Genomic DNA, 26,612 nt, shown 5'->3' on the forward strand with positions numbered 1-26,612 from the left:
GCCGGGGTCCGTGGTTCGGCCCGCCCCGTCGTTCCGCCCGACGGGGCGGCAGCGCCTGCGCGCAGGCGCGTTACGCCGGTGCCGGGCTGGCGGTACGCACCTCGGCCGCGATCCGCTCCGCGACATCCTGGGCCAGTTCCAGGGTGGCCGCCTCGACCATCACCCGGACCAGCGGCTCGGTACCGGAGGGGCGCAGCAGCACCCGCCCGGTCTCGCCCAGCTCCGCCTCGGCCCGCTGCACCGCGCCGAGTACGCCAGGCGCACCGGCTCCCACCGTCCGGTCCGCGACCGGCACGTTGATCAGCACCTGCGGCAGCTTCGTCACCACCGAGGCCAGCTCGGCGAGGCTACGGCCGGTGGCGGCCACCCGGGACATCAGGTGCAGCCCGGTGAGGACGCCGTCGCCGGTGGTCGCGTACGCGGGAAGTACGAGGTGTCCGCTCTGTTCGCCGCCGAGCGCCAGCCCGGAGGCGCGCAGCTCCTCCAGGACGTACCGGTCGCCGACCTTGGTCTCGACCAGCCGGATCCCGGCCGCGGACATCGCCAGCCGGAGACCGAGGTTGCTCATCACGGTGGCGACCAGGGTGTCCTGGGTCAGCGTCCCGGCCTCCCGCATGGCCAGCGCCAGGATCGCCATGATCTGGTCGCCGTCCACCTCGGTGCCGTCGGCGGCGACCGCGACGCAGCGGTCGGCGTCGCCGTCGTGCGCGATGCCGAGGTCGGCACCGTGCTCCGCCACGGCGGCCCGCAGGTCGTCGAGGTGCTGCGAACCGCAGTCGTCGTTGATGTTGAGCCCGTCCGGCTCGGCGTGGATGGCGATCACCTCGGCACCGGCCTCCCGGTACGCCACCGGGGCGACCTCCGAGGCGGCGCCGTTGGCGCAGTCGACGACGACCTTGAGCCCGTCGAGCCGGTGCGGGATCGTGCCGACCAGGTGCTGGATGTAGTGCTCGGCACCGTCGAGCAGGTCGTGTACCCGGCCGACGCCGGCACCTGTCGGCCGCTGCCAGCCGGCCGAGCCATTCGCCTCGACCGCGGCCTCGATCTTCAACTCGACGTCGTCGGGGAGCTTGTGCCCGCCGGCCGCGAAGAGCTTGATCCCGTTGTCCGGCATCGGGTTGTGCGAGGCGGAGAGCATCACCCCGAGGTCGGCCTTGGCCTCGCCGACCAGGAAGGCCACGCCGGGTGTGGGCAGCACCCCGACCCGGACCACGTTGGCCCCGGCGCTGGTCAGCCCGGCCACCACCGCGGCCTCCAGCATCTCGCCGCTGGCCCGGGTGTCCCGGCCGACCACCGCGAGCGGTGGATGGCTCCGGTCGGACTCGGCGAGGGTCTGCGCGGCCGCGACGGCGACCGCGAGTGACAACTCGGGGGTGAGGTCGGCGTTCGCGCGTCCGCGTACGCCGTCAGTGCCGAACAGCCGCCCCATGCGCGTGACCTCCGGGAAGCGCACCAGTGGTAAACGACGAAACGGCCGGACACCGCCACCGCGGAAGGGGGCGGTTTCCGGCCGTACGTCAGACGTACAAGGTGTTGCCGCTGATCAACGCTTGGAGTACTGGGGCGCCTTGCGGGCCTTCTTGAGACCGTACTTCTTGCTTTCCTTCTCCCGGGCGTCCCGGGTGAGGAAGCCGGCCTTCTTCAGCGCCGGGCGGTCATCGGGGTCGTTGGTGATCAGCGCCCGCGCGATGGCCAGCCGCAGCCCGCCGGCCTGGCCGGTGGTGCCGCCGCCCCGCAGGTTGGCGATGATGTCGAACGCCTCGGCCTTCTCGGCGGTGACCAGCGGCTCCTTGATGAGCTGCTGGTGCACCTTGCTCGGGAAGTACGCCTCAAGCTCACGACCGTTGCAGGTGATCTTGCCGCTGCCCGGGACGATCCGGACCCGGACGATCGCCTCCTTGCGCCGGCCAACGGTCTGGATCGGCCGGTCGCCACGAGGAGCCCGGGCCACCGGGGCGGGCACCGGGGCTTCGGTGGTCGCGATGGTGTCGGTCATGCTGTTTCCTTCGCCCGCGCTCACTGCGCGATCTGCTTGATCTCGAACGGCACCGGCTGCTGCGCGGCGTGCGGGTGCTCGGCACCGGCGTAGACCTTCAGCTTCTTGATCAGCTGACGGCCGAGCTTGTTGTGCGGGAGCATGCCCTTGACGGCCAGCTCGATGGCCCGGTCGGGACGCTTGGTCAGCAGCTCGTCGTAGCCGACCTGCTTCAGACCGCCCGGGTAGCCGGAGTGCCGGTAGGCGACCTTGGTGTGCCGCTTGTTGCCGGTCAGCGCCACCTTGCCCGCGTTCACGACGACGACGAAGTCACCGGTGTCCACGTGCGGCGCGAAAGTCGGCTTGTGCTTGCCCCGCAGCAGCGTGGCAACGTGGGAGGCCAGACGGCCCAGCACGACGTCTGACGCGTCGATGACGTGCCACTGACGCTCGATCTCACCCGGCTTCGGGCTGTACGTACGCACAGGTCTACCTTGTCTCGTCGTCGGTCTGGGGTCGCGCACCGGTCGCCAGGCACGCGCAAACGACCAAGCGTACCCGGAGAAGGCACGCCCGCGGATGTCACGTGAAAACTTGGGTGTCACACAACAGCAGGCAACGATACCCGCTAGCCGGCGCCGAGGTCAAAACGGGTGCAAGGAAGGGCCCCCGCTACAACAGAAAACGATATGCGGGGGCCCTTCCTTGCACCTTGCAGGCAAGTCACACGCCGGGGAGGCGGTGGGGGGACGGGCGGAGGTAGACCACCCAGGTCACCACGAGGCAGAGGGCGTACCAGGCGATGAAGGCCAGGTAGGCGGCGTCGGCCGAGGAGTACGCCAGGAACGACTGCCGGAAGGCGATGTTGACCAGTACGCCCCCGAACGCGCCGACCGCCCCGGCGATCCCGATCAACGCACCGGAGAGCCGCCACGCCCGCCGCTGTGCGTCGGCCGGGTCCAGTTCGCCGTCGGCCACCGCCCGGTTCGCCCGAGCCCGGAAGATCGCCGGGATCATCTTGTACGTCGATCCGTTGCCGATCCCGGAGAGCACGAAGAGCCCGATGAACCCGATCAGGTAGAGGGTCAGCGAGCGCTCCCCGGAGGCGTGGTGGACCAGCCCGGCGCCGGCCGCCATGGCGGCGAAGGTCACCAGGGTCACCCTGGCCCCACCGTACCGGTCGGCCAGGTGGCCGCCGACCGGCCGGATCAGCGAGCCGACCAGCGGCCCGAGGAAGGTCAGGTACGCCGCGTCGAGCGGGGTGCCGAACCGGTCACCGAACTGCACCAGCAGCACCTGCCCGAAGGCGAAGCCGAAGCCGATGAAGGACCCGAAGGTGCCGATGTAGAGCACCGACATCACCCAGGTGTGCGGGTCCCGGGCCGCCTCCCGCAGCGCCCCCCGCTCGTTGCGGACCCCGGTGATGTTGTCCATGTAGCGGGCCGAGGCGAGCGCGGCGAGCACGATCAGCGGGAGGTAGACCGCGGGCACCAGGCGCGGGTACGCGGCACCCGCCGTGGCCAGCACCGCCAGCCCGACGAGCTGCACGGCTGCCACCCCGAGGTTGCCGCCCCCCGCGTTCAGGCCCAGCGCCCAGCCCTTGAGCCGCTGCGGATAGAAGAGGTTGATGTTCGCCATCGAGGAGGCGAAGTTGCCGCCGCCGACCCCGGCCAGGCAGGCGAGCACCATGAGCGTGCCGTACGACACCCCGGGCTCGATCAGGATCGTCATCGGCACCGCCGGGACCAGCAGCAGCAGGGCGCTGAAGATCGTCCAGTTCCGCCCACCGAACCGGGCCACCGCCAGGGTGTATGGCAGCCGCAGCGCCGCCCCCAGCGCGGCCGGTACGGCGGTGAGCAGGAACTTCCCGGCCGGATCGATCCCGTACTCCGGGCCGAGGAAGAGCACCAGTACCGACCAGAGGGTCCACACCGAGAAGCCGATGTGCTCGGATGCGATCGAGACGATCAGGTTGCGCCGGGCGATCGGCGCTCCGGTGGTACGCCAGAAGTCCGGATCCTCGGGGCGCCAGTCGTCGATCTGGTGCCGGCGGGCGGCCACGGGGGCGGCTGCGGGGGCGGCTGCGGGCTCGGGTGGCGCGAGGGTGCCGAGGCCGGCCGCCGGGGCGGTGGCCGTGCGGTCGGTCCCGGGACCGGCGGTCGGGCCGGTGGCAGTACTCGTCATGCCGCCCGAACGTAGGAGCGTGGGGTTTCCCGGCGGTTCGGGCTGGAAGTCGGCGCGGCAACGGTCGGCGCACGGCGGGTCACCGCAGGCGGTGAGATCCCCGGCCACCCAGCCCGGCCCGGCGGGGCGCTGCGCCGACGGATCCGACGCTCAGATGCCCTGGAGGATACGCAGTGCCCGGCTGACCCGGAACATGGTGTCGGCGTCGGCGACCGAGACGCGGTCGGTGAACCACTTCTTCATCGGCGACGAGAGCCGGTCGGGCATCACCACGTACTCCCCCATGGTGACGGCGAGCGGAGAGTCCCGGAGCAGCTCGGAGTCGACCACCTCGGCGACGATCACTATCGGTACGTCAGTGGAGTTGTAGACGTCGGAGCTGATCACCAGACCGAGCCGGGACCGGGCCCCGTCGATCCGCCAGATCTCGCCCCTATGCAGCAGCACTCGGGCGCCCGCCGAGAGCCGCGTCGACGAGTGCGGCTTCCTGGGCGTCGGCGATCGCGGCGGCCTCGATGTCCAGGCGGGCCCGACCGACGGCCGCGGCGTGTGCGGCGAAGACCTCGCGGAGCGCCTTCTCCCGGGCCGCCTGGTCGATCCAGGCGGAAAGCGACATGCCGTCCCGTTTCGCGAAGCGCCGCGCCTCTTCGATCGTCTCGTCGGAGAACGAGAGGGTCACCTTGGCGGTCATGCCGCTCAGCCTACCGGCGGTATGACCAGCCGTCATTCCAACGCCGCACCAACCCCGGGTCGGTCGGCCGCCGCCCTGCCCGGCCACGGCCGTGCACGCCGCGCACCGGCCGCCGCCGTGCACACAGGCAACCGCCGTCACAGCTCACAGCTCACAGACGCTGCCGTCGCAGCTCACAGCTCGCGGCGGCCGCCGAAGACGGCGAACCGCCAGGACTTGTAGAAACAGTCGACCCCGACGAAACCGGCCTCGACCAGCCAGCGGCACTGGTCCGGCATCGGTGCCGGGCGGTCGTGCAGCATCCGCTCCCGGGCGGCGGCGATCTCCGCCCCGGTGGCACCGAGCGCGGTGACCTGGGCCAACCACACCTCGTCGTACCGGGAGTCCAGGTCGGGGGTGCCGCCGGAGACCTGTTCGGCGTTCACGAAGACCCCGCCGGGGACCAGCACCTGCCGGATCCGGCGATAGAGGTCCCGCTTGTCGGCGTCCGGCAGGTGGTGGATGGCGAGCGCGGAGACCACCGCGTCGTACGGGCCGCCGGGCAGCGGCGAGGTCAGGTCGGCGACCACCGTCTCGTGCGGTACCCCGCGCCGGGTCAGGTGCCCCTCGGCGACCGCGAGCATCGCCGGGGCGCCGTCGAGCAGGGTGCTCCGGACCCCCGGTACGGCGGCACCGAGCAGGATCGAGAAGAGCCCGGTACCGGCGCCCAGGTCGAGTACGGTCGGTACCCGCCCGGAGGCCAGCGCCCGGCGCAGCGGCGGGGCCGCCACCTCGACGGCCGTGCCGTAGAAGTCGTCGAAGCACGGCACGAGCCGGCGACGGGACTCGTCGTACGACCCGGCCACCGCGTCGAAGAGCGACACCACGGCCATCGGAGTGCCTCCTAAGATGTGGAACGACCTTCCACATCATAGATCCACTCCCGGCAGGCCGAGCCGACCCGATGAGCAAGGTCCGTGTGAGCGGCTCTTGACAGGCCCGAAACAAGAGGGACCCGGCCGTGAAACCGGGCGCCGGCACGCTTCGGACATGACAGACGGTGCACGCACTGCGACGCATTCGGAAGATGTGTCCCAGGACGTCGTCACGCACTGCCCATACTGCGCCCTCCAGTGCGGGATGACACTGCGCCGTACCGCCGAGCGGGTGGAGGTGCTGCCCCGGCAGTTCCCGACCAACCGGGGCGGGCTCTGTCAGAAGGGCTGGACCGCCGCCGAACTGCTCGACCACCCCGACCGGCTGACCACCCCGCTGCTGCGGGACCGCCCCGGCGGGGACCTGCGCCCGGCGAGCTGGCCGGAGGCGCTGGACCGGGTGGTCGACGGCATCCGCCGGATCCAGTCCGGGTACGGCCGGGACGCGGTCGCCGTGTTCGGCGGGGGTGGACTGACCAACGAGAAGGCGTACGCCCTCGGCAAATTCGCCCGGGTCGCGCTCGGCACCCGCAACATCGACTACAACGGACGCTTCTGCATGTCCTCGGCCGCCGCCGCCGGGATGCGCGCCTTCGGGATCGACCGGGGGCTGCCGTTCCCGCTGGCCGACCTCGGCACCGCCGACACCCTGCTGCTGGTCGGCGCGAACGTCGCCGAGACGATGCCGCCGCTGGTCCGCTACCTGGTCAAGCAGCGACAGCGCGGCGGCACCCTGATCGTGGTCGACCCCCGGGTCACCGCCACCGCCCGGCAGGCCACCCTGCACCTGCAACCCACCCCCGGCACCGATCTGGCGGTGGCGAACGCGCTGCTGCACATCGCGCTCGCCGAGGGACTTGTCGACAAGGACTACGTGGCCGCCCGTACCACCGGATTCGACCAGGTGCGGCGGGTGACCGCCGGTTACTGGCCGGCCCGGGCGGAGCGGCTCTCCGGGGTGCCGGTGGCCGACCTGGAGGCGGCGGCCCGGGCGCTCGGCACCGCCGACCGGGCGATCATCCTCACCGCGCGCGGCGCCGAACAGCACGCCAAGGGCGTGGACACGGTCACCGCCTTCGTCAACCTGGCCCTCGCGCTCGGCCTGCCCGGCCGCCCCGGTTCCGGGTACGGCTGCCTCACCGGGCAGGGCAACGGCCAGGGTGGCCGGGAGCACGGGCAGAAGGCCGACCAGCTCCCCGGTTACCGGCGGATCGACGACCCGGCCGCCCGGGCACACGTCGCCGGGGTCTGGGGAGTGCACCCGGACGCGCTGCCCGGACCGGGCGTCTCGGCGTACGAGCTGCTCAGCGCGCTCGGCACCGACGGCGGCCCGCGCGGGCTGCTGGTGTTCGGCTCCAACCCGGTCGTCTCGGCACCCCGGGCGGGCCTGGTCACCAGCCGGCTGCGCGAGCTCGACCTGCTGGTGGTGGCCGACTTCGTCCGCTCCGAGACGGCCGAGATCGCCGACGTGGTGCTGCCGACCGCGCAGTGGGCCGAGGAGGACGGCACGATGACCAACCTGGAGGGTCGGGTACTGCGTCGCCGCGCGCTCCGCCCGCCGCCGCCAGGGGTACGCACCGACCTGGCGCTGCTGGCCGACCTCGCCGACCGGCTCGAACACGTCGACGGGGCGACCGGTCTGGGCGGGTCCCGCTTTCCGGCCTCGCCGGAACTGGTCTTCGCGGAGCTGCGGCGCGCCTCGGCCGGCGGTGCCGCCGACTACGCCGGGATCAGCTGGGAGCGGATCGACGCCGAGGAGGGCGTCTTCTGGCCCTGCCCGGCCGAGGACGGGCCCGGCACACCGAGGATGTTCACCGACGGCTTCCCGACCCCGGACGGGCGGGCCCGGTTCCTGCCGGTCGAGCACCGCGCGGCCGCCGAGGAGGTCTGCCCGGACTATCCGGTCTATCTCACCACCGGGCGGGTGCTGACGCAGTACCAGTCCGGTGCGCAGACCCGGCGGGTCGAGGCGCTGCGCCGGGTCGCCCCGAACGCCTTCGTGGAGTTGCACCCCGACCTGGCCACCCGGCTCGGGATCGACGATGGCGACGAGGTGCGGGTGACCAGCCGCCGGGGCGAGATGCGGGCGCCGGCCCGGCTCACCCCGGCCATCCGGCCGGACACCGTCTTCGCACCGTTCCACTGGGCGGGTGCGGGCCGGGTCAACTCGGTGACCAGCGACGCGCTCGACCCGGTCTCCAGGATGCCCGAGTTCAAGGTGTGCGCGGTGAGGGTCGAGAAGGCAACGCCGAGCGAGGGGACGGCATGACGACAGAGGAGACAGTGGACGGATCACCCCACCGCGTCGTGATCGTCGGGCACGGCATGGCCGGCGCGCGGTTGGCGGCCGAGCTGTCCGCCCGGCCCGGCAACGCGAAGGTCACGGTACTCGGTGCCGAGCCGCACCGGGCGTACAACCGGATCATGCTGTCCAGCCTGCTGGCCGGCAAGGTCGACGAGTCCGGTGTGGAGCTGGCTGAGGCGGCCGGGCACGGCATCGACGTACGCCCCGGGGTGGAGGTGACCGGCGTCGACCGGGCCAGCCGCACGGTGACGACCCGGCAGGGCGACCTGATCGGGTACGACCACCTGGTGCTCGCCACCGGCGGACGCGCCCTGGTGCCGCCGCTGGCCGGGCTGGACCGGGAACGGCTGCCGGACCGGGTGGCGGTGTTCCGCACCCTCGACGACTGCCGGCGGATCCTGGCCGCCGCCACCGGAGCACGCCGGGCACTGGTGCTCGGCGGCGGGCTGCTGGGGCTGGAGGCGGCCCGTGGGCTCGCCGCCCGGGGACTCGACGTGCACGTGGTGCACCCGGTCGGGCACCTGATGGAGCGGCAACTCGATCCGACGGCCGGCGCGGTGCTGGCCCGTACCCTGGCCGGACTCGGCGTCACCACCCACCTGGAGGTGGCGGCCGACGCCGTGCACGCCCGGCCCGACGGGCTGACCCTGACCCTCACCGACGGGCGTGCCCTCGACGCCGACCTGCTGGTGCTCTCCTGCGGGGTACGCCCCGACGTGGCACTGGCCCGGGCCGCCGGGCTCGCCGTGGACCGGGGGGTGGTGGTCGACGACCGGCTGCGTACCAGCGATCCGCACATCTCGGCGATCGGCGACTGCGCCCAGCACGCCGGCGTGGTCACCGGGCTGGTCGCACCCGCCTGGGAGCAGGCCCGGGTGCTGGCCCAGGTGCTCGCCGGGCGGGATCCGCGGGACCGGTACCGGCCACAGCCGTCGGTCACCCGGCTAAAGGCCGCCGGGATCGACCTGGCCGCGATGGGCGACGCGGCGGCCGGCCCGGCCCCGGACGTCGAGGAACTGAGCTTCTCCGACCCGGTCCGGGGCACCTACGCCCGGCTGCGCATCGTCGGTGAACGGCTCACCGGGGCGATCATGCTCGGCGACAACCCGGCGGTCGGCACGGTGATCCAACTCTTCGACCGGGGTACCCCGGTGCCTGTCGACCGCCGGGCGCTGCTGCTCGGCCGCAGCCGGGACGGCGTCGGAGCGATGCCTGTCGAGTCACCGGCGCTGATGCCGGACGCGGCGACGGTCTGCCAGTGCAACACCGTGCGCAAGGGCGCGCTGGTGCGCTGCTGGCGGGCCGGGGCGAGGTCCCTGGACGACGTGGTCGCCGCGACCCGGGCCACCACCGGCTGCGGCAGTTGCCGGGACGCCGTGGAGGGGATCCTCGGCTGGCTCTCCTCGATCGACACTCCCGACCCGGTGGAAGCAGAGGTGGCGGCATGAGCAAACGGCGGCTCGTGGTGGTCGGCAACGGCATGGTGGGGCAGCGCTTCGTCGAGGCGCTGCGCTCCCGGGACACCGGGGGCCGCTGGCAGGTCACCGTGCTGGCCGAGGAGGGGCGGCCGGCGTACGACCGGGTGCGGCTCTCGGCCTTCTTCGACGGGGTGGACGCGGACGAGCTGAGTCTGCACCGGCCCGACGACGGGGTGGACCTGCGGCTGGGCGAGCCGGTGGTGGAGATCGACCGGGCCGGTCGACGGGTCGTCACCGGTGGCGGGGAGTACGCCTACGACGCGCTGGTGCTGGCGACCGGGTCGTACCCGTTCGTGCCGCCGATCGACGGCGCGTACGTGGCGTCGGGCCCGGACGCGCCCGGCCCGACGCCGGCACTGCGGCCCGGGGTCTTCGTCTACCGAACCCTGGACGACCTGGCCGCGATCCGCGACTTCGCCAAGGGCCGGCGCAGCGGTGCGGTGATCGGCGGCGGGCTGCTCGGCCTGGAGGCGGCGAACGCGCTGCGGCTGCTCGGCCTCGCCACCTCGGTGGTGGAGTTCGCCCCCCGGCTGATGCCGGTGCAGATCGACGAGGCCGGCGGCGCGATGCTGCGCCGCTACGTCGAGGAGCTGGGTGTGGTGCCGCGCCTCGGGGTGGCCACCACCGCGATCCGGTCCCGCCCGGACGGCGAGCTGGCCGGGCTTACCCTCTCGGACGGCAGTTGGCTCCCCACCGACCTGGTGGTGGTGGCCGCCGGCATCCGGCCCCGGGACGAGCTGGCCCGGGCGGCCGGCCTGGAGCTGGGCGAGCGGGGCGGGATCCGGGTGGACGGGAGCTGCCGCAGCGCCGACGAGCGGATCTGGGCGATCGGCGAGTGTGCCGCGGTCGAGGGGACCTGCTACGGCCTGGTCGCCCCCGGCTACGCGATGGCGGAGGTGGTGGCCGACCGGCTGGTCGGCGGCACGGCGACCTTCCCCGGCGCCGACCTCTCCACCAAGCTGAAGCTGCTCGGGGTGGACGTCGCCTCGTTCGGCGACGCGCACGGCCGGACCCCGGGCTGCCTGGACGTCACCTTCACCGACCCGGCCACCCGGGTCTACGCCAAGCTGGTCCTCTCCGACGACGCGGGAACCCTGCTCGGCGGGGTGCTGGTCGGCGACGTGACGGCGTACCCGACGTTGCGGGCCAGCGTCGGCGGCGCGTTGCCCGGCCCGCCGCTGGCACTGCTCGCCCCGGCCGGCGACGGCACCGCCACCGGGGCCGGGATCGCGGCGCTGCCCGGGTCGGCCCAGGTCTGCTCCTGCAACGCGGTGACAAAGGACCAGCTGGTCGGGGCGATCGCCGAGGGCTGCACCGACGTACCGGGGCTGAAGGCGTGCACCCGGGCCGGTACGAGCTGCGGCTCCTGCGTACCGATGCTGAAGCAGTTGCTTGCGGTTTCCGGGGTGAGCCTGAGCAGGGCGCTCTGCGAGCATTTCGACCACAGCCGGCAGGAGCTCTTCGACATCGTCCGGGTACGCGGGATCCGCACCTTCTCCCGGCTGGTCGCCGAGCACGGCCGGGGCCGGGGCTGCGACATCTGCAAGCCGGTGGTCGCCTCGATCCTCGCCTCGCTCGGCAACGGTTACGTGCTCGACGGCGAGCAGGCGTCGTTGCAGGACACCAACGACCACTTCCTGGCCAACATCCAGCGGGACGGGACCTACTCGGTGGTGCCGAGGATCCCGGGTGGCGAGATCACCCCGGAGAAACTGATCGTGATCGGTGAGGTGGCGAGGGACTTCAACCTCTACACGAAGATCACCGGTGGGCAGCGGATCGACCTCTTCGGTGCCCGGGTCGAGCAGTTGCCGCGGATCTGGCGCCGGCTGGTCGACGCCGGCTTCGAGTCCGGGCACGCCTACGGCAAGGCGCTGCGTACGGTCAAGTCCTGCGTCGGCTCCACCTGGTGCCGGTACGGGGTGCAGGACTCGGTCGGGCTGGCGATCGCCCTGGAGCTGCGCTATCGAGGACTGCGCGCCCCACACAAGATCAAGTCAGCGGTCTCCGGCTGCGCCAGGGAGTGCGCCGAGGCCCGCAGCAAGGACTTCGGGATCATCGCCACCGAGGGCGGCTGGAACCTCTACCTCGGCGGCAACGGCGGTTTCCGCCCCCGGCACGCCGAACTCTTCGGCCAGGATCTCAGCACCGAGGACCTCGTCCGGTACGTCGACCGGTTCCTGATGTTCTACATCCGCACCGCCGACCGGCTACAGCGGACAGCCGCCTGGATCGAGGCGATGGAGGGCGGCCTGGAACACCTGCGGGCGGTGATCGTCGACGACTCGCTCGGGCTCTGCGCCGAACTCGACGCCGCGATGGCCCGGCACGTCGGGTCGTACTCGGACGAGTGGCGGGACACGCTGGCGGACCCGGACCGGCTGCGCCGGTTCACCTCCTTCGTCAACGCACCCGACGTGCCGGACCCGTCGATCACGTTCGAGGTGGAACGGGGACAGCCCGTTCCGGCCCTGGGAGACCGCCGACCGGTGACGCTCGGCCTCCCGACGACCATGGGGGTACCGAGTTGACTCTCGACATCACGATCAACGACGACGTGAGCTGGACGGCCGTCTGCCCGTACCCCCGGCTGGAGCCGGAGCGCGGGGTGGCCGCACTTGTCGACGGCGACCAGGTGGCGGTCTTCCGCACCCACGACGGCCGACTCTTCGCGATCGGCCAGCGCGACCCGATCGCCGGCGCGTACGTGATGGCCCGGGGCATCGTCGGCAGCCGCGGCGAGATCCCGACGGTCGCCTCCCCGCTGCACAAACAGGTCTACGACCTGCGCACCGGCGACTGCCTCGACGTGCCCGGGGTGGCGGTGCCGACCTACCGGGTGCGCTGCCGGGACGGGCTGGTCGAGGTGGCGCCCCGACACCGGCCGGCCGGGGACGCCTGATGTCCGGCGAACTCGCCGGCTTCACCGTCGGGGTCACCGCCGACCGACGCCGCGACGAACTCACCGCCATGCTGGAACGGCGCGGCGCCCGGGTGGTGCTCGCCCCGGCGCTGCGGATCGTGCCGCTGGCCGACGACACCGAACTGCGCGCGGCGACCCGGGCCTGCCTGGACAACCCGCCCGACGTGCTGATGGCGAACACCGGGATCGGGATGCGCGGCTGGCTGGAGGCGGCCGAGGGCTGGGGGCTGGCCGAGCCGCTGCGCTCGGTGCTGGGCCGGGCCTACATCGTCAGCCGGGGACCGAAGGCCCGGGGCGCGATCCGGGCCGCCGGGCTGCACGACGAGTGGTCGCCCGCCTCGGAGAGCTGCGACGAGGTGATCGAGCACCTGCGGCAGCGTGGCGTACGCGGTCAGCTGATCGCGATGCAGCTGCACGGCGAGCGGCAGCCGGAGTGCACGGCGGCGCTGGAGGCGGCCGGGGCGAGCGTGATCGAGGTACCCGTCTACCGCTGGGCGGCGCCTACCGACCCGGCCCCGCTGCACCGGCTGGTCGACCTGATCGCCGGCCGGCTGGTCGACGCGGTCACCTTCACCTCCGCACCGGCGGTCGGCGCACTGCTCCGGGCCGCCGGCTCCAGCACCGACGCGGTACTCGACGCGCTGCGCTCGGACGTACTGGCCGCCTGCGTCGGGCCGGTCACCGCCGCGCCACTGCGCCGGCACGGGGTACCGGTGGTGTCACCGAGCCGGGCCCGGCTCGGCGCGCTGGTCCGGACAATCGTCGACGAGCTTCCGCAGCGGGCGATAAGCGTCAAGGTCGCCGGGCACCTGCTCACCCTGCGCGGGCACGCCGCCATCCTGGACGGCGAGCTGCGCCCGCTGGCACCGGCCCCGATGGCGGTGCTGCGGGCCCTGGCGAGTACGCCCGGCCGGGTGATGTCCCGGGCCGCCCTGCTGCGTACCCTGCCCAGGGGCGCCGACGAGCACGCCGTCGAGATGGCGGTGGCCCGGTTGCGGGCCGGGCTGCGTACCCCGGGTGTCGTGCAGACCGTGGTCAAACGCGGCTACCGGCTGCCGGTCGACTGAGGTCGCCCGTGCCCGAGGATTCTTCACCCCCGCCCCCGACCGGCCACCGCGTGCTGCGCGACACCACGCGGTGCGAGGAAGGTTCACCAGCTGCGACGACCCGTCGATCCGCCGCCTCACGCTTGGGTATCGGCTCGATTTGATCCCTTGACTGGCGGACAGGCGGTTGGCAGGGTAAGGCCGCAACGTCCTGGAAGCGCCCGTAAACTGCCCTCCGGGACTGTGCACAGGGGACGGGTGAGGCGCTCGGTCGCCCTGGCAGAGATTAGTTCGGGTCGCGTCACACCCTGCTCGCGAACGCGTCAGGAGGACTGCCGGAGACATCGGGCAAGGCATTACGATCATGGCGGGCACCGGCCATAGCGAGCCGCCGGCAATCCTCTGCACCCGTGGCGCCATCAGCGGGGCGCGGCCGGTCCTGAACCGGGCGACCGATCCACATCCTAAATGGATTCTCCTCAAAGGACAGGTACGAATGACGAGGCGTATACGCGTGCTGGCCGCCGCCGCGCTGGCCACGGCCATGCTGGTCACCGCCGGTTGCTCCGGTTCGGACGACTCCGAGGGCGGTGACACCGGCGGCGGTAAGACCCCGGACAAGGTGACGTACCTCACCGGGTTCGGCACCGGTGGACACGACGCATTCGCGTGGGTGGCCAAGGAGAAGGGCTTCTTCACCGAGGCCGGGCTCGACGTCACCATCCAGCAGGGCGCGCCGGCCACCAACAACCAGGGTCTGCTCTCCGGCAAGGCCCAGTTCACCTACAGCGACGTGACCCAGCTGATGATCCAGACCGGCAAGGGGCAGGTCACCGAGATGCGGGTGATCGCGGCGGTGCACCAGAGCACGCTCGTGGCGATCTTCGCGCCGCCCGGCTCCGGCGTGACCAAGCCGAAGGACCTGGAGGGCAAGCGGGTCGGCGTGGCGGCGGGCTCGATCACCCGGACCCTGCTCCCGGCGTACGGCAAGCTCGCCGGCTTCGACGCCAGCAAGCTCCAGTTCGTCGAGAGCACCCCGCAGACCCTCGTCGGCCTGCTGGTGAGCAAGAAGGTCGACGTGCTGAGCACCTTCGTCATCACCCGCAACACGGTGGAGACGGTGACCAAGCAGACGATGACCGTCATGCCGCTCACCGACTACCTGCGGGACCTGCTCGGCACCGGCCTCACCACCACCGCCAAGTACGCCCAGGAGAACCCGGACATCGTCAAGCGGTTCAAGGACGCGGCGATGAAGGGTCTCAAGTACACGGTGGAGAACCCCGAAGAGGCCGCCAAGATCATGAAGGCCAACAACCCGAACGTGAACGAGCAGGGCGCGGCGGCGGAGATCAAGCTGATGACGCCGTACGTCACCTCGGCACCGGGCAACACCATCGGCGCGCTCGACGAGCAGCGTGCCGCCCGGGCCATCGCCATCCTCCAGGGCGCCGAGCTGATCCCGGCCGGCCTCACCCCGGACAAGGTCATCGACTTCTCGATCGCGCCAAAGGCCTGACCGACGCCGGAGCAGTTCGGGGACGGCGAGTGGAGAGCCACTCGCCGTCCCCTTTTCGACGCAAGAGGAGCGAAAATGTTGCGCGTCCGTACCCCTCCGGGCGGCGATGCCCGCGACCCGCAGTACCGGCCGACGACCCCGGGCACCGGTTCCAGACACCGGCGGATCCGATGAGCGGCCGGCAGAACCTCTCCTCCGGTACCCGGATCGCGCTGCCGATCATCGGCACCGTCGTCGCGATCGCCCTATGGTGGCTGGTGACGATCGTCTTCGACGTCCGGTCCCTGTTCCTGCCGTCCCCGCCGGAGGTCGTCGACGCCTTCCGCCGGGAACCGGCCTATCTGTTCGAGGCTGCCTGGGCGACCCTCTGGGGAACCCTCGTCGGCTTCGGCCTCGCGGCACTCGGCGGGATGATCGCGGCGTTGCTGCTGACCAGTTCACGCCTGATCGAGCAGGCCACCCTGCCGATGATCGTGGCGTTCAACGCGGTGCCGAAGGTCTCGCTCGTGCCGCTGTTGATCCTCTGGATCGGCTACGACTCGCGGACCAAGATCGCCCTGGTCGTCCTGATCGCGTTCTTCCCCGTCATGATCTCCACCATGGCGGGCCTGACCTCGACCCCGGCCGACCTCTACGAGCTGACCCGGTCGCTGTCGGCGTCCCGGCTGAAGACCTATCTGAAGATCCGGCTGCCCTGGGCGCTTCCCCAGGTCTTCGTGGGGCTGAAGCTCGGCATCACGCTCTCACTGATCGGTGCCGTGGTGGCCGAGTTGCAGACCCTCAACCAAGGGCTGGGCGCGATCATCTACAACACCCAGCAGTCCTTCGACACCCCGCTGGCGTTCGCCGCGATCACCCTGACCGGGGTGATCGGCATCAGCGTCTTCTACGCGGTCGTCGTGGCCGAACGGCTCGCCGTGCCGTGGGCTCGGAAGATCTCCGCCTGAGCCGCCACCCCGTCCCGCGCCGGACCGATCGGGCGGATCACCGCTGCCACGCTGGCCGACGGTGATCCGCCCACCGGGTCAAACGATGACCCGCCCGCCAGGTCAAGCGGCGATCCGCCCAACGGGTCAGATCAGTCCGGAACCGCCGTTGATGTCGAGGTTGACCGCGTTGACGGCCGGGTTCTCCAGCAGGAACACCGCCGCGTCGGTGACGTCCGCCATCGTGGTCAGCCGGCCCGTCGCGGTACGCGCCCGGTAGGTCTCGTGCACCTCGGCCGGCTGCTTCGCCCAGAACGGGCTGTCGCCGACGATGCCCGGGTGCAGGGCGTTGACCCGGACCGGCCGCAGCTCGGCGGCGAGCACGTTGACCAGGCCGACCACCCCGGCGTTGACGGTGGAGACCGTCGCCGAACCCGGGAACGGCCGGTCCTTGGAACCGCCGCCGAAGAGCAGCACCGAACCGTTCGGGGAGAGCCGGGACGACAGGGTGTGCGCCACCTCGGTGTAGCCGACCAGCTTGACCGTGACCAGGCTGACCGCCCGGTCGATCTGGTAATCCGAGACCTTGTTGACGTCCCGGACGAAGGCGGAGAGGACAAGGTGTTTGATCTCGCCGATCCCGGCGAGCGCGGCGGCGATGGACTCGGGCTTCGCGAGGTCGACTGCGACACCCGTCGTCCGGCCGCCGATCTCCGCGGCGACCGCTTCGGTCCGGGCCGCGTCGCGTCCGGTGATGACGACCTCGAGCCCCCGCTTCGCGTAGTGCTCGGCCACGTCCCGGCCGAGGCCGGAGGTACCCCCGATGACGACTACGCAGCCGCCATCGGGGCCATCGTGCTGTGGCATATCTGTCCCTCTCGTTGTGCAGGATTGAACCGCGGAGCCTCCCCGGGCCCGGCAAGCCTGCGAACGCGAGGGTCAGCCGACCGGGGTCGGTTGCCCCCGGCCGTGCTCCGCACGCAACGTCTCCATCGCGTGCTGTACCACGTTCACCAGCACGTGCTTGACCGACTCGCGGTGTCGGGCGTCGCACATCACCAGCGGCACGTGCGGGGCGATCGCGAGCGCCTCGCGTACCTCCTCCGCCTCGTACTGCGGTGCGCCGTCGAAGCAGTTCAACGCCACGACGTACGGCAGGTGCCGGTTCTCGAAGTAGTCCAGCGGCGCGAACGCGTCGGTGATCCGCCGGGTGTCGACCAGCACCGCCGCCCCGACCGCGCCACGGATGATCTCGTCCCACATGAACCAGAACCGGGTCTGTCCGGGGGTGCCGAACAGATAGAGGATCAGGTCCTGGGCCATGGTGATCCGGCCGAAGTCCATGGCGACCGTGGTGGTCTCCTTGCCCGGCACCTTCGAGGGGTCGTCGATGCCGACCCCGGCCGCGGTCATCACCGCCTCGGTGGTCAGCGGGGTGATCTCCGAGACCGCACCCACGAGCGTCGTCTTGCCGACCCCGAACCCGCCGGCAATGACGATCTTCGCGGAGGTGATCCCGCCACCACCGCCGCCGCCACCACCGCCACCGCCACCACCGCCGCGACGCGGCCTGGCCGGGTCATAGCCTGCGAAGTCCACTTAGCACCCTCTCAAGCAGTTCCATCCGCTCCTCGTACGCCTCCGACGGCGGAGCGGCATTGTGCAGCGTCAGCAGGCTGTCCGCCACCATGTCGGCGACCAGCACCCGGGCAACACCCAACGGCAGCCGGGTGTACGCGGCGATCTCCGCCAGCGACTGCGCCCGGCCCTCGCAGATCGTGGCGATGCGGTGCTTGTCATGGCCGGCGAACCGGGACTCCACGACCGCGGCCGGGCTCGCCACGAGCACCGCCTCGAGCGCGATCTCCAGACGAGCCTCGGTACGGCCACGGGTGACCGCGTACGGTCGGACGAGCGCGCCACGCGGATCATCGCGTCGTCCCTCCATGCCGTGGTCACCTCCTCAGCTTCGAGTCGTGGTCTCACCGATGCCATCCTTCGTCTGCGCCGGGTTAGGGACGCGAAACGGCCTCGCGCGGCAACGGCACCAATGCCGCGCCGACCCGTTCCACAAGCAGCGCCATCTCGTAGCCAACCTGGCCCACGTCACAACTCCGGGCGGCGAGCACCGCCATCGACGAACCGTCGCTGATGGACATCAAGAACAGGTATCCACTGTCCATCTCGATCACCGTCTGGAGCACCCCACCGGCGCTGAACATCCGGGAGGCGCCGTCGGTCAGGCTGACCACGCCGGAGGTGATCGCCGCGAGCTGGTCGGCCCGGTCCGGCGGCAGGTCCCGGGACGAGGCGAGGAGCAGGCCGTCCGCCGAGACCGCGACGACGTGTGCGATGCCGGCGACGCTGTCGGCGAAGTTACTGAGCAGCCAACCCATGTCCTGCATCGCTGCTGGCCTGTTCATCCGCTCGTCTCCTTGGTTGAGATCATGCCGTTCTGCTCGGAACCGGCCGTCCGTCCGCGCTGTACGCCACGGTGGTAGGCCGACAACAGACCGCGCACCTCGTCCGGGGTACGCCTGGTCCGCTCGCGCCCGCTCTTGGGCTCGACGCCGCCGGGCACGAGTTGCGCCTGGGGCACCCGCTTCGGCAGGCCGGACCGGGTCGTACCCGCTGCGGCCGGCTCCGCCGCCCGGCTTGCCCGGGCCCAACCCTCGTCGGCAGCGGTCCGCCAGGATCCCTCGGATCCGCCCTGCGTGGCCGGTGCCGGGGCTGGCGCGGCCGGCGCTGGCGCGGCGACCGGTGGCGGTGCGGCCGCGGGTGGCGGCGTCGGTGGTGTGTAGGGGGCCGGTGGCGGCGCCGAACGCCCGGGAGTACGGGGGGTCAGCGGGGTGCGGCCCGGTGTCGCCGAACTCGGCGACGGCGGAGCAGCCGGTGCCGGCGGCGACTGGTAGCCACCCGGCGGCACGGTGAAGATCGCGGTCGAGTCCGATCCGTGGGAACGGAACCAGACCGCCTCCATCTCGCGGAAGATCGGCGCCTCGCCGGTGTCCTCCACCCGGGGCGCCACCGCGGAGGCGGCGCTTACCGGTGCACCCGCGACCGGGCCGGAGGGCAGACCGGACGGTGTCGCCACCGCGGGGGTCATGGCGTGCGTCCCGGCCGGTGCGGCACCCGTGCCGCCACGCTGCGGCAGCGAGGACGCGACAGTGGGGTACTGCACGGTCGGCGAGGTGACCCCGGAACCGGCCAGGCCGGTGTGTGCGGGCGGTGCCGTCGACGCCGGGTTCTGGTAGGTCGGCGTCACGCCCTGCTGGTACGTCGGCGCGGGCATCGCCGGCAACTGGTTCGCCGTCAACTGGCTGTTGACCGGGCCACCGGTGCTGGCCGGCAGCGCACCGGCCCGGTCGCCACCGGTCTGCCACTGGTTGTCGCCCGCGTTGCGCCACTGCTCGGTGAGCGTGCCGGCGGTACGCGACGCGCCGACCGGGGAGAGCGTCTCCTGCCAGGCCGCGCCGGTCGACGGCCGGCTGCCGGACGGTCCCTGCTCGACCGCGAGCGGCTGCCGCTGCCGGCCGAGCACCTGGTCACGACCGCGCGGGTTCGGCAGCACCACAGTGCTGGCCGGCAGGGTGACCTGGGCGACCGTGCCGCCCTCGACGTTGCGGCGCAGGTCGACCCGGATCTCGTGCCGGTGCGCCAGCCGGCCCACCACCGCGAGACCCATCAGCCGGAAGGCCGCCACGTCCACCGCCGGCGGCTCGGCCAGCCGGCGGTTCAGGGCGTCCATCTGCTCCTCGCTGAGCCCGAGTCCCCGGTCCTCGACCTGGATCAACACGTAGTCGCGGATCCGGCGGGCGTCGGCGACCACCGTGGTGTGCGGCGGCGAGAAGCGGGTCGCGTTGTCGAGCAGCTCGGCGACCAGCCGGACCACGTCGTTGACCGCGTGCGCGGCGACCGAGATGTCCGGGTCGACGGTGCCGAACTCGATCCGGTTGTAGAGCTCCACCTCGGACTGCGCGGCCCGCAGCGCGTCGATAAGCAACGCGTCCTCGCGGCGTGGTGCCGTCGAGTCGGCGCCGGCCAGCACGAGCAGGTTCTCGTCGTTGCGGCGCATCCGGGTGGCCAGGTGGTCGAGCTCGAAGAGCTGTGCCAGCCGCTTCGGGTCCTCCTCACCCCGCTCGATCGCGTCGAGTTCACCGATCATCCGGTCGACCAGGGTCTGGCTTCGGCGGGCCAGGCTGAGGAACATCGCCGAGACGCTGGTCCGCAGGGCGGCCTGCTCGGCCGCGATCCGGACCGCTTCCTTGTGTACGACGTTGAACGCCAGGGCGACCTGGCCCACCTCGTCCTTGTTGTTGAGCCGGATCGGGTCCCGGACCTGGCGGACGATCTCGTCGACGCCGCCGTCACCGATGGTGCCGACGTCGCGCAGCCGGCGGACCGCCTCGGGCAGGTCGTGGTTGGCGACCGAGAGCGCGCCCTCGCGGAGCCGGCGCAGCGACTGGTTGAGCGATCGGGCCAGCACCACGGCGAGGGCGAGCGCGATGATCAGCGTGAGCAGCACGATCACCGACTCGACGATCGCCTGCTGGACGACCTCGGAGCGGGCCTGCTCGGCCTGGTCCAGCAGGTCGGATTCGAGCAGCGTCTCGGCCCAGCGCATCAGGTCGTTGATCGAGCCGATCGCGATCGCCGCCGAGCTGGCGCTGATCGGCGCCTTCTGCCCGACCGAGCGGGTCAGGTCCCGGGCCACCTTGTCGGCGAGGATCACCGCGTCGCCGGTGACGGCACCGTTGACCACCGCGGTCTGCCGGGCGTTGGCGGAGGCACCGAAGGCCAGCAGCGCCTCCTGCTGGCTGGTCAGGGTGGCGATGAAGGCCGAGAACTGCTCCTGGTCGAGCACCCGGTTGATGGCGAGGGCGCTGTAGACCACCGCCTCCTGCTCGGCCACCGCCTCCTTCGCCTGGGCAAGTGCGGAGAGGGTACGCAGGCTGTCGCCGACCGCGCTCTCACCGGAGATCTGGCCGAGCACCTCGCCGTACGCCACGAGTTCGCCGATGATCATGCCGTACCGCAGGGTGGCTTCGCCGGGCGGCATCTGTGGGCGCTCCAGCACCTCCTGTCGGGTGCCGTTGAGCGTCGCGAGGCGGTCGTCGATGACCCGCAGCCGGTCCTCCACCGAGGCGGGGACGTCACTGACCTGTGCCCGCCGGTCGTTGTACGCGGCGATCCGGGCATCGGTGCGCTGCACGTACGCGTCGTACGCCTCGGTCGTGGTTTCCTTCGACTTGGCCAGGAGCCGCGCGGCGGCGATCCGCTCCTTGTGCACGTCCTGGGTGAGCGCCGAGATGTCGGCGGAGAGTTCGGTGAGCGACCGGAGCACGCCGGCCTGGTAGGCACCCTGTCCGATGTCGACCAGTCGGATCGTGGCGAGCGCGAGGACCGCGGCGACCGGGACGACCAGCAGGAGTGCGAGCTTGGACCGAATCCGGGTGTCCCGTAACCGAGGGAGCCAACGGCGCGGTGCAGCGCCCCCCCGCAGGCCTTTTGCGGGCAGGGTCGTAGGTCCGGTGCTCACGACATCGCCTCCGTCGTTTCATTACGTGACCCGTCGACCGATGCCTGCTGCAGCGGATCGAGCCGCACGCGGCACGGCCGCGATTTCATCAGAAGAAGGCCGCTTTGGGAAGCGACGGGAGGGCAGCAAAGGTCCATCATGGGACGTCGGCTACCCTCGGCCCCGGAAGATCGACGAATCAGCAAGTCTCTGATCAGCACATATATCTCCAGAGTGGTCACTTGTATCTGGAAAGTTATCCCGCACCCGTACCCCCTCTTATCACTATGTGAGACCCGTCATCCCGAAACCAGCCGGCCATCCACCGCTTGACCCAGGCGGCCGGCATTGGCAAGGTTTTGCGGGTTTGAAGGCTTCGCGTGAACCGTACGGCAGATCGCTGCCATCCATTGTGGACGACCGGATCGGCGGCCGGGCAAGCACCCCGCCCGCGCCGGATACCTGGAGGACTGAGTTGAGGCCCATCCGCTCCGCGATACCCGCGCTGCTCGCGTCGGCCATCCTGGCAACCTCGCTGACCGGCTGCCAGTTCGGCGCGCCGGAGAAGGAGTCCGGGGAGATCGTGATCGGCGCCGACCTGGAACTGTCCGGCGCGGCCCCGCAGGTCGGCAAGGCCTACCAGCGGGCACTGGAACTCAAGGTCGAACAACTGAACGAGTCCGGTGCACTGGACGGTCGCCGGGTTCGTCTGGAGGTTCGGGACAACAAGTTCGACCCCAGCATCTCGGCAACCAACATCGGCGATTTCACCGCCAACCCGGCGATCAGCGGCATCATCATGGGCAGTTGTAACGACTGCGCCATCGGTGCGGCGAAGACGGTGAAGAGCAAGCAGGTTCCGACGATCGCGCTCGCCCCCGCGGGTGAAGTCGCGGCACCCGGACCGGACCGGGAATACATGTTCAAACTCGGCCCGAACGCCCGTGACAACGTCGCCGCGATCGCCGCCGAACTCCGGACCCGAGGCGTCGAATCCGTGGCGCTGCTGCACACCGCCGACAAGTACGGCGAGGAGGGCGCGCGGACGCTGGCGAGCGAACTCGTCGGCGCCGAGGAGGACGCCACCGACATCCCGATCCTGGCGAAGCGGTCCGTGAAGGTGACCGACACCGACGTCAGCCAGCCGGTCGGCGCGCTGGTGGCCGAGGAACCCGACGCGATCATCGTCTGGACCCCCGCTGACCAGGCCAACCTGGCGATCGGGAGCCTGGCCGCCGAGGGCTTCAAGGGTCACGTCTTCTTCGACGCGGTGGCCGCCGGCGACCTCTTCATCGGCAACAGCGGCACCGCCGCGGAGAAGACCACAATGGTCTTCACCCAGACCATGGTGATCGACGACGTGATCGCGACCACCCCGGCCAAGGCGGCCAGCAAGAAGTGGTTCCGGGACTACACCGCCCGGTTCGGCGGCTACTACGGGTACTCCTCGTTCGCGGCCGACGCGCTGCAACTCATCGTCGACGCGGCGATACGGGCCGGCGGCGGCGAGGAGCCGGACCGGGCACGCATCCGCAGCCTGCTGGAGACCGCCGAGACCGACGGCCTCTCCGGCCCGATCCGGATGACGCCGGAGAACCACTCGGGGCTGATGCCCCAGGCGTTGAGCCTGCTGGTGGCCCGTGGTGGCCGATGGCGGCTGGCCGGCTGAGCCGGCGATCGACGACGCGGACCGGCGGCGCGGAACGAGTCCTCGCCGCCGGAAGGCGTCCGGGATAGCCTGTCGACACTGTCGACCTGTCGAATGAGGTGGCAAAAGCGATGATCCGACTCTCCGGAGTTTCCCGGACCTTCGGTGGTCGGTCCGGTTCCGTTGAGGCGCTGCGGGGCATCGACCTCGACGTCGCCGAGGGCGAGTTCCTCGCCGTGGTGGGCCGCTCCGGCTGTGGCAAGTCCACACTGTTGCGGCTGGTCGCCGGCCTGCTGCCGGTGACCGAGGGCGAGATCCGGGTGGCGGACGAGGTGGTCACCCGGCCACGGCGGGACATCGCCATGGTCTTCCAGCGCCCGGCGCTGCTGCCCTGGCGGTCGGTCCTCGACAACGTCATGCTGCCCACCGAGATCTTCGGCTGGAGCAAGGCCGCACACCGCGACCGGGCCCGCGAACTGCTGTCGATGGTCGGGCTCAGCGAGTTCGAGAAGCGGCTTCCGCACGAGTTGTCCGGCGGCATGCAACAGCGGGTGTCGCTGTGCCGGGCACTGATCCAGCAGCCGAAGGTGCTGCTGATGGACGAGCCGTTCTCCGCGCTGGACGCGCTGACCAGGGAGGAGCTGTCGGTCGAGCTCCAGCGGATTCACATGGAACACTCGGCGACGATCGTCTTCGTCACCCACTCGATCGACGAGGCGGTGCTGCTCGCCGACCGGGTCGTCGTACTCAGCCCGCGCCCCGGGCAGATCCGCAAGGTACTCGACATCAACATCCCGCGTCCCCGCTCGCTGGGCCGCAACGCGCACTTCGAGGACGTCGCCCGGGCCAGCGCGGAACTGCACGAACTCCTGCTCGACCACCCCGAGAACGGCCCTGGTCTGGCACTGAGCGGTAGCGGCCAGGCAGACAAACCGCACTGACCCGACGGTCAGCAGGCCTGCTGACCCGACAGTCAGCGGGGAGTTACAGCCGGTCGGGGCGCCCCTCGACGGCGTCCCGACGTCCCGGCCCAGGGTGGCGGGCCGGCCAGACGAGTGCGTAACGTGCCCGGCATGGCCTACCGGACCTGGGGCAGGGTGCTGCTCGCCGCACTCCTCGTCGGGATCGTCAGCGGCGCCGGCCAGCTGGGGATCGCGTACGGCCTCGGCCTCGTCCGCTTCAACCGTGGTTTCGAGGGCGCCACGGTTAACCACTGGCCCGCCCAGCTCGGCTGGGTCGGCTGGTTCGCCATGGTGGCAGCCGTGGCCGGCGCGCTGGTGGCGGACCGGCTCGCCCGCCGGTACGCCCTGCCCAGCACCCTCGGCACCCGAGCGGCAGTCTCCGCGCTGGCCGCCCTCGGCGCGCTCGCGGTGGCCCCGCTCTCCATGCAGCCCGCCCGGGCGGCGCAGGTCGCATCGGCAGACCCGGTGAGCCTGACCGGAGTGGCCGCCGTGATCGGTGCCGGGGTGGGGTTCGTCGCCGCCCTGGCCGCGCTCAGCCAGCGTCCGGTGGTCTGGAACATCGGGGCGGTGACCGGCGCGGTCTGGTTCCTCGCCGTGCTCTCCGTACTGCCCTCGCTCGGCCCCAGCGATCCGCTCCCCGCCGTCCGGCTCGGTGGCGTCGACCCGAGCTGGCTCGGCGCCGGCTCCAGCCAGCGGCTGGCCGTGGTCACCATGCCGGCGCTGGCCCTGATCGCGGGCGCGCTCACCGGCGCCCTGGCCCGGCGGCGCGAACTGCCGACGCCGGTGGTCGCCAGCTGCGGGGTGGCGGGACCGGCGATGCTCGCCCTGGCGTACGTCGTCGCCGGCCGAGGCGACTCCGCCGACGCCTACCAGGCCGCACCGTACTGGGGCGCGCTGACCGCCGTCGGTGCCGGTGCACTGGGCTCGGCGCTCGCGGCGTGGGCCCGCTGGCCGCTGACCACGCCCGCCTCCACGCCGGCAACAGGCGACCCGACGCAGGCCACAGGCGACCCGACGCAGGCCACAGGCGTCGCGGCGCAGGCTGGCGCGGGTGATTCGGTCGGAGCCGCAGGGCTCGGCGGCTCCGCCGGCACGACGGCGCCCGAAGGCGGCACCGCTGGGACGGCGACAGCGGGAATCGGCACCGCTGGGACGGCAACTGCCGGAAGCACTGGGATGGCAGCTACCGGAAGCACTGGGACAGCGACTGTCGGTGGCGACGGGGGCGGGACGGCAGCAGCAGGTAGCGGTGGCGGCGGGACGGCGGGTGCCAACGACGACGACGATGCGCCGACCGATAGCATCCCGACGGTGAACACGCCGAGCGGCACCGCCGGGAGCACACCGAGTTGGCGGTTGGACATCCCGCACCCCGAACGCCCGACCGCTGACACCGGCACCGGCACGGGCACCACACCGACCGGTACCTGGACGCCTGGTCCGGCGGCAGCCGGTGGGCGAACGTACGGCGAGCCGACGGAGCCCTACCGGGAGCAGCCACCGAGTACCGGGAACTGGTCGTTCGACATCGGCAGAGGCATCCCGAGCCCGCGCGCCTCGACGGAGGACTCCGCCCCCACCGAGCGGTACGGTTCGCCGGCCCCGACCGTGTCCGAAAGCGGTCAGTGGAGCAACACGGAGCCGCCTGGTCGGGCCGGTGCTGGATCGAGTGCCGCTTCGGCCGATGCCGAGCCCTCGGCCGGTTGGTCCGGTGCCCGTCGGCTGCGTACCGAAGACTTCTGGCCGACCACCACACCGCCGAGCACACCGACACCGCCAGCGCCTGCCACGACACCGCCAGCGCCAGTCGCACCGCCGACACCGACGTCAGCAGCCGCGGCACCACCGGAGCCACCTGCCAGGACACCGCCACCGATACCACCGTCGCCACGGGCGGCAACCTCTGCCTCCGCACCCGCGTCGCCAGCCCGTAGCGACGACGTCTGGGACGCCTTCGCACCGGTAATCCGTCCCCGTGCCGACCGGCTCCCGCCCATTCCGGTGGTCTCCGGGAACACCCCGGTCCAGACGACGCCGGATCCCGGAACCCCGCTGCCGGTCGCCCCCGCCCCGGAAATCACCGCCCATCCCCATCCCCATCCCCATCCCCATCCCCAGCCTCAGCCCCAGCCCGAGTCCGAGTCCGAGTCCGAGTCCGGCACCGAAGACGCGGAGCGGCCGACGGGACGGATTCGTCGCGGCCTGTTCCGGCGCAACCGGGGCAGTGCCGACTCCGAGCAGACCGGCACCGGTGAGACCGGCAAGGGCGACCCGAAACAGGACAGCGGCGAGTCGAAGCCGGGCAGGGGCGAGTCGAAGCAACGGGAGGCGAAGGGCCGTAACCGTACGGAGGAACCGGTCCCGGCCCGCGACGAGGAGTACGTCGACTGGGTGAGCGGGCTCAGCGAGCCCGACCCGAACGGCGACGACCTCGGGCTGGACCGCAGCGTACGGCGATCCCTGCGCTCGACCGGCCGTCACCACGCCGACTGACTGCTCCCCGGTCGACCGGTGGTGGGCGCA

The 26,612-nt window shown here is 71.8% G+C and carries 22 protein-coding genes; 10 read left to right on the forward strand and 12 right to left on the reverse strand.

Annotation, left to right across the window (positions count from 1 at the left end):
• Positions 1–70: 70 nt before the first annotated feature.
• From glmM to CLT71_RS17755, 7 genes are all read right to left on the reverse strand, one after another.
• Positions 71–1,429 carry a phosphoglucosamine mutase gene (gene glmM, locus CLT71_RS17725; protein ID WP_101368090.1) on the reverse strand — a complete coding sequence of 453 codons (1,359 nt, stop codon included), beginning with the start codon at positions 1,427–1,429 and terminating at the stop codon, positions 71–73.
• A 114-nt stretch (positions 1,430–1,543) separates the two neighbouring features.
• Positions 1,544–1,996, reverse strand: coding sequence for a 30S ribosomal protein S9 (gene rpsI / locus CLT71_RS17730; protein ID WP_101368091.1), 453 nt, complete (start codon positions 1,994–1,996; stop codon positions 1,544–1,546).
• Between the two features lie 20 nt (positions 1,997–2,016).
• Entirely contained in the window at positions 2,017–2,460 is a 444-nt protein-coding gene (rplM, locus tag CLT71_RS17735) for a 50S ribosomal protein L13 (protein WP_101368092.1), read from the reverse strand.
• Positions 2,461–2,698: 238 nt separating this feature from the next.
• Positions 2,699–4,159: an MFS transporter gene (locus CLT71_RS17740; RefSeq protein WP_101368093.1), complete on the reverse strand. Its 1,461-nt coding sequence runs from the start codon at positions 4,157–4,159 to the stop codon at positions 2,699–2,701.
• Between the two features lie 150 nt (positions 4,160–4,309).
• Entirely contained in the window at positions 4,310–4,603 is a 294-nt protein-coding gene (locus CLT71_RS17745) for a type II toxin-antitoxin system PemK/MazF family toxin (protein ID WP_101371547.1), read from the reverse strand.
• Positions 4,593–4,850 (reverse strand): DUF6364 family protein, encoded by a 258-nt coding sequence (locus tag CLT71_RS17750; RefSeq protein WP_101368094.1) that lies wholly within the window; start codon positions 4,848–4,850, stop codon positions 4,593–4,595. The genes CLT71_RS17745 and CLT71_RS17750 overlap by 11 nt, the downstream gene beginning before the upstream one ends.
• A 173-nt stretch (positions 4,851–5,023) precedes the next feature.
• Positions 5,024–5,722, reverse strand: coding sequence for a class I SAM-dependent methyltransferase (locus CLT71_RS17755; RefSeq protein WP_101368095.1), 699 nt, complete (start codon positions 5,720–5,722; stop codon positions 5,024–5,026).
• Between the two features lie 157 nt (positions 5,723–5,879).
• On the opposite strand from CLT71_RS17755, the gene CLT71_RS17760 reads away from it, so the two are divergent.
• The 7 genes from CLT71_RS17760 to CLT71_RS17790 all read left to right on the forward strand — a co-directional run bounded on the left by CLT71_RS17760 (position 5,880) and on the right by CLT71_RS17790 (position 15,982).
• The gene (locus CLT71_RS17760; RefSeq protein WP_101368096.1) at positions 5,880–8,033 is read left to right on the forward strand and encodes a molybdopterin oxidoreductase family protein; all 2,154 of its coding nucleotides are present in this window, start codon (positions 5,880–5,882) and stop codon (positions 8,031–8,033) included.
• Entirely contained in the window at positions 8,030–9,517 is a 1,488-nt protein-coding gene (locus tag CLT71_RS17765) for an FAD-dependent oxidoreductase (RefSeq protein ID WP_101368097.1), read from the forward strand. The genes CLT71_RS17760 and CLT71_RS17765 overlap by 4 nt, the downstream gene beginning before the upstream one ends.
• On the forward strand, positions 9,514–12,078 hold the full coding sequence (gene nirB / locus CLT71_RS17770; RefSeq protein ID WP_101368098.1) for a nitrite reductase large subunit NirB: 2,565 nt from the start codon (positions 9,514–9,516) through the stop codon (positions 12,076–12,078). Before CLT71_RS17765 ends, nirB begins: the two co-directional genes overlap by 4 nt.
• On the forward strand, positions 12,075–12,449 hold the full coding sequence (nirD, locus tag CLT71_RS17775; protein WP_101368099.1) for a nitrite reductase small subunit NirD: 375 nt from the start codon (positions 12,075–12,077) through the stop codon (positions 12,447–12,449). Before nirB ends, nirD begins: the two co-directional genes overlap by 4 nt.
• Positions 12,449–13,537 (forward strand): uroporphyrinogen-III synthase, encoded by a 1,089-nt coding sequence (locus tag CLT71_RS17780; protein ID WP_101368100.1) that lies wholly within the window; start codon positions 12,449–12,451, stop codon positions 13,535–13,537. Before nirD ends, CLT71_RS17780 begins: the two co-directional genes overlap by 1 nt.
• Positions 13,538–14,012: 475 nt before the next feature.
• The gene (locus CLT71_RS17785; RefSeq protein ID WP_158242251.1) at positions 14,013–15,035 is read left to right on the forward strand and encodes an ABC transporter substrate-binding protein; all 1,023 of its coding nucleotides are present in this window, start codon (positions 14,013–14,015) and stop codon (positions 15,033–15,035) included.
• A 170-nt stretch (positions 15,036–15,205) separates the two neighbouring features.
• Positions 15,206–15,982, forward strand: a complete 777-nt coding sequence (locus CLT71_RS17790; protein WP_101368102.1) for an ABC transporter permease — start codon at positions 15,206–15,208, stop codon at positions 15,980–15,982.
• 126 nt (positions 15,983–16,108) lie between these two features.
• Here CLT71_RS17790 and CLT71_RS17795 read toward each other — a convergent pair whose 3' ends face one another.
• From CLT71_RS17795 to CLT71_RS17815, 5 genes are all read right to left on the reverse strand, one after another.
• The gene (locus tag CLT71_RS17795; RefSeq protein WP_101368103.1) at positions 16,109–16,828 is read right to left on the reverse strand and encodes an SDR family oxidoreductase; all 720 of its coding nucleotides are present in this window, start codon (positions 16,826–16,828) and stop codon (positions 16,109–16,111) included.
• A gap of 72 nt (positions 16,829–16,900) precedes the next feature.
• A complete protein-coding gene (locus CLT71_RS17800; RefSeq protein WP_486483320.1) occupies positions 16,901–17,560 on the reverse strand; it encodes a GTP-binding protein in 660 nt (219 codons plus the stop codon).
• The gene (locus CLT71_RS17805) at positions 17,541–17,909 is read right to left on the reverse strand and encodes a DUF742 domain-containing protein (RefSeq protein WP_101368104.1); all 369 of its coding nucleotides are present in this window, start codon (positions 17,907–17,909) and stop codon (positions 17,541–17,543) included. The genes CLT71_RS17800 and CLT71_RS17805 overlap by 20 nt, the downstream gene beginning before the upstream one ends.
• Before the next feature lie 64 nt (positions 17,910–17,973).
• Entirely contained in the window at positions 17,974–18,384 is a 411-nt protein-coding gene (locus tag CLT71_RS17810; RefSeq protein ID WP_101368105.1) for a roadblock/LC7 domain-containing protein, read from the reverse strand.
• Positions 18,381–21,500 (reverse strand): sensor histidine kinase, encoded by a 3,120-nt coding sequence (locus CLT71_RS17815; protein WP_101368106.1) that lies wholly within the window; start codon positions 21,498–21,500, stop codon positions 18,381–18,383. The genes CLT71_RS17810 and CLT71_RS17815 overlap by 4 nt, the downstream gene beginning before the upstream one ends.
• Before the next feature lie 454 nt (positions 21,501–21,954).
• Here CLT71_RS17815 and CLT71_RS17820 point away from each other — a divergent pair, with 454 nt between their 5' ends.
• The 3 genes from CLT71_RS17820 to CLT71_RS38070 all read left to right on the forward strand — a co-directional run bounded on the left by CLT71_RS17820 (position 21,955) and on the right by CLT71_RS38070 (position 26,582).
• Positions 21,955–23,148, forward strand: coding sequence for an ABC transporter substrate-binding protein (locus CLT71_RS17820; RefSeq protein ID WP_101371549.1), 1,194 nt, complete (start codon positions 21,955–21,957; stop codon positions 23,146–23,148).
• A 110-nt stretch (positions 23,149–23,258) separates the two neighbouring features.
• The gene (locus CLT71_RS17825; protein WP_101368107.1) at positions 23,259–24,068 is read left to right on the forward strand and encodes an ABC transporter ATP-binding protein; all 810 of its coding nucleotides are present in this window, start codon (positions 23,259–23,261) and stop codon (positions 24,066–24,068) included.
• Positions 24,069–24,200: 132 nt separating this feature from the next.
• On the forward strand, positions 24,201–26,582 hold the full coding sequence (locus CLT71_RS38070) for a hypothetical protein (protein ID WP_101368108.1): 2,382 nt from the start codon (positions 24,201–24,203) through the stop codon (positions 26,580–26,582).
• Positions 26,583–26,612 lie beyond the last annotated feature (30 nt).

Source organism: Plantactinospora sp. CNZ320, assembly GCF_002846275.1.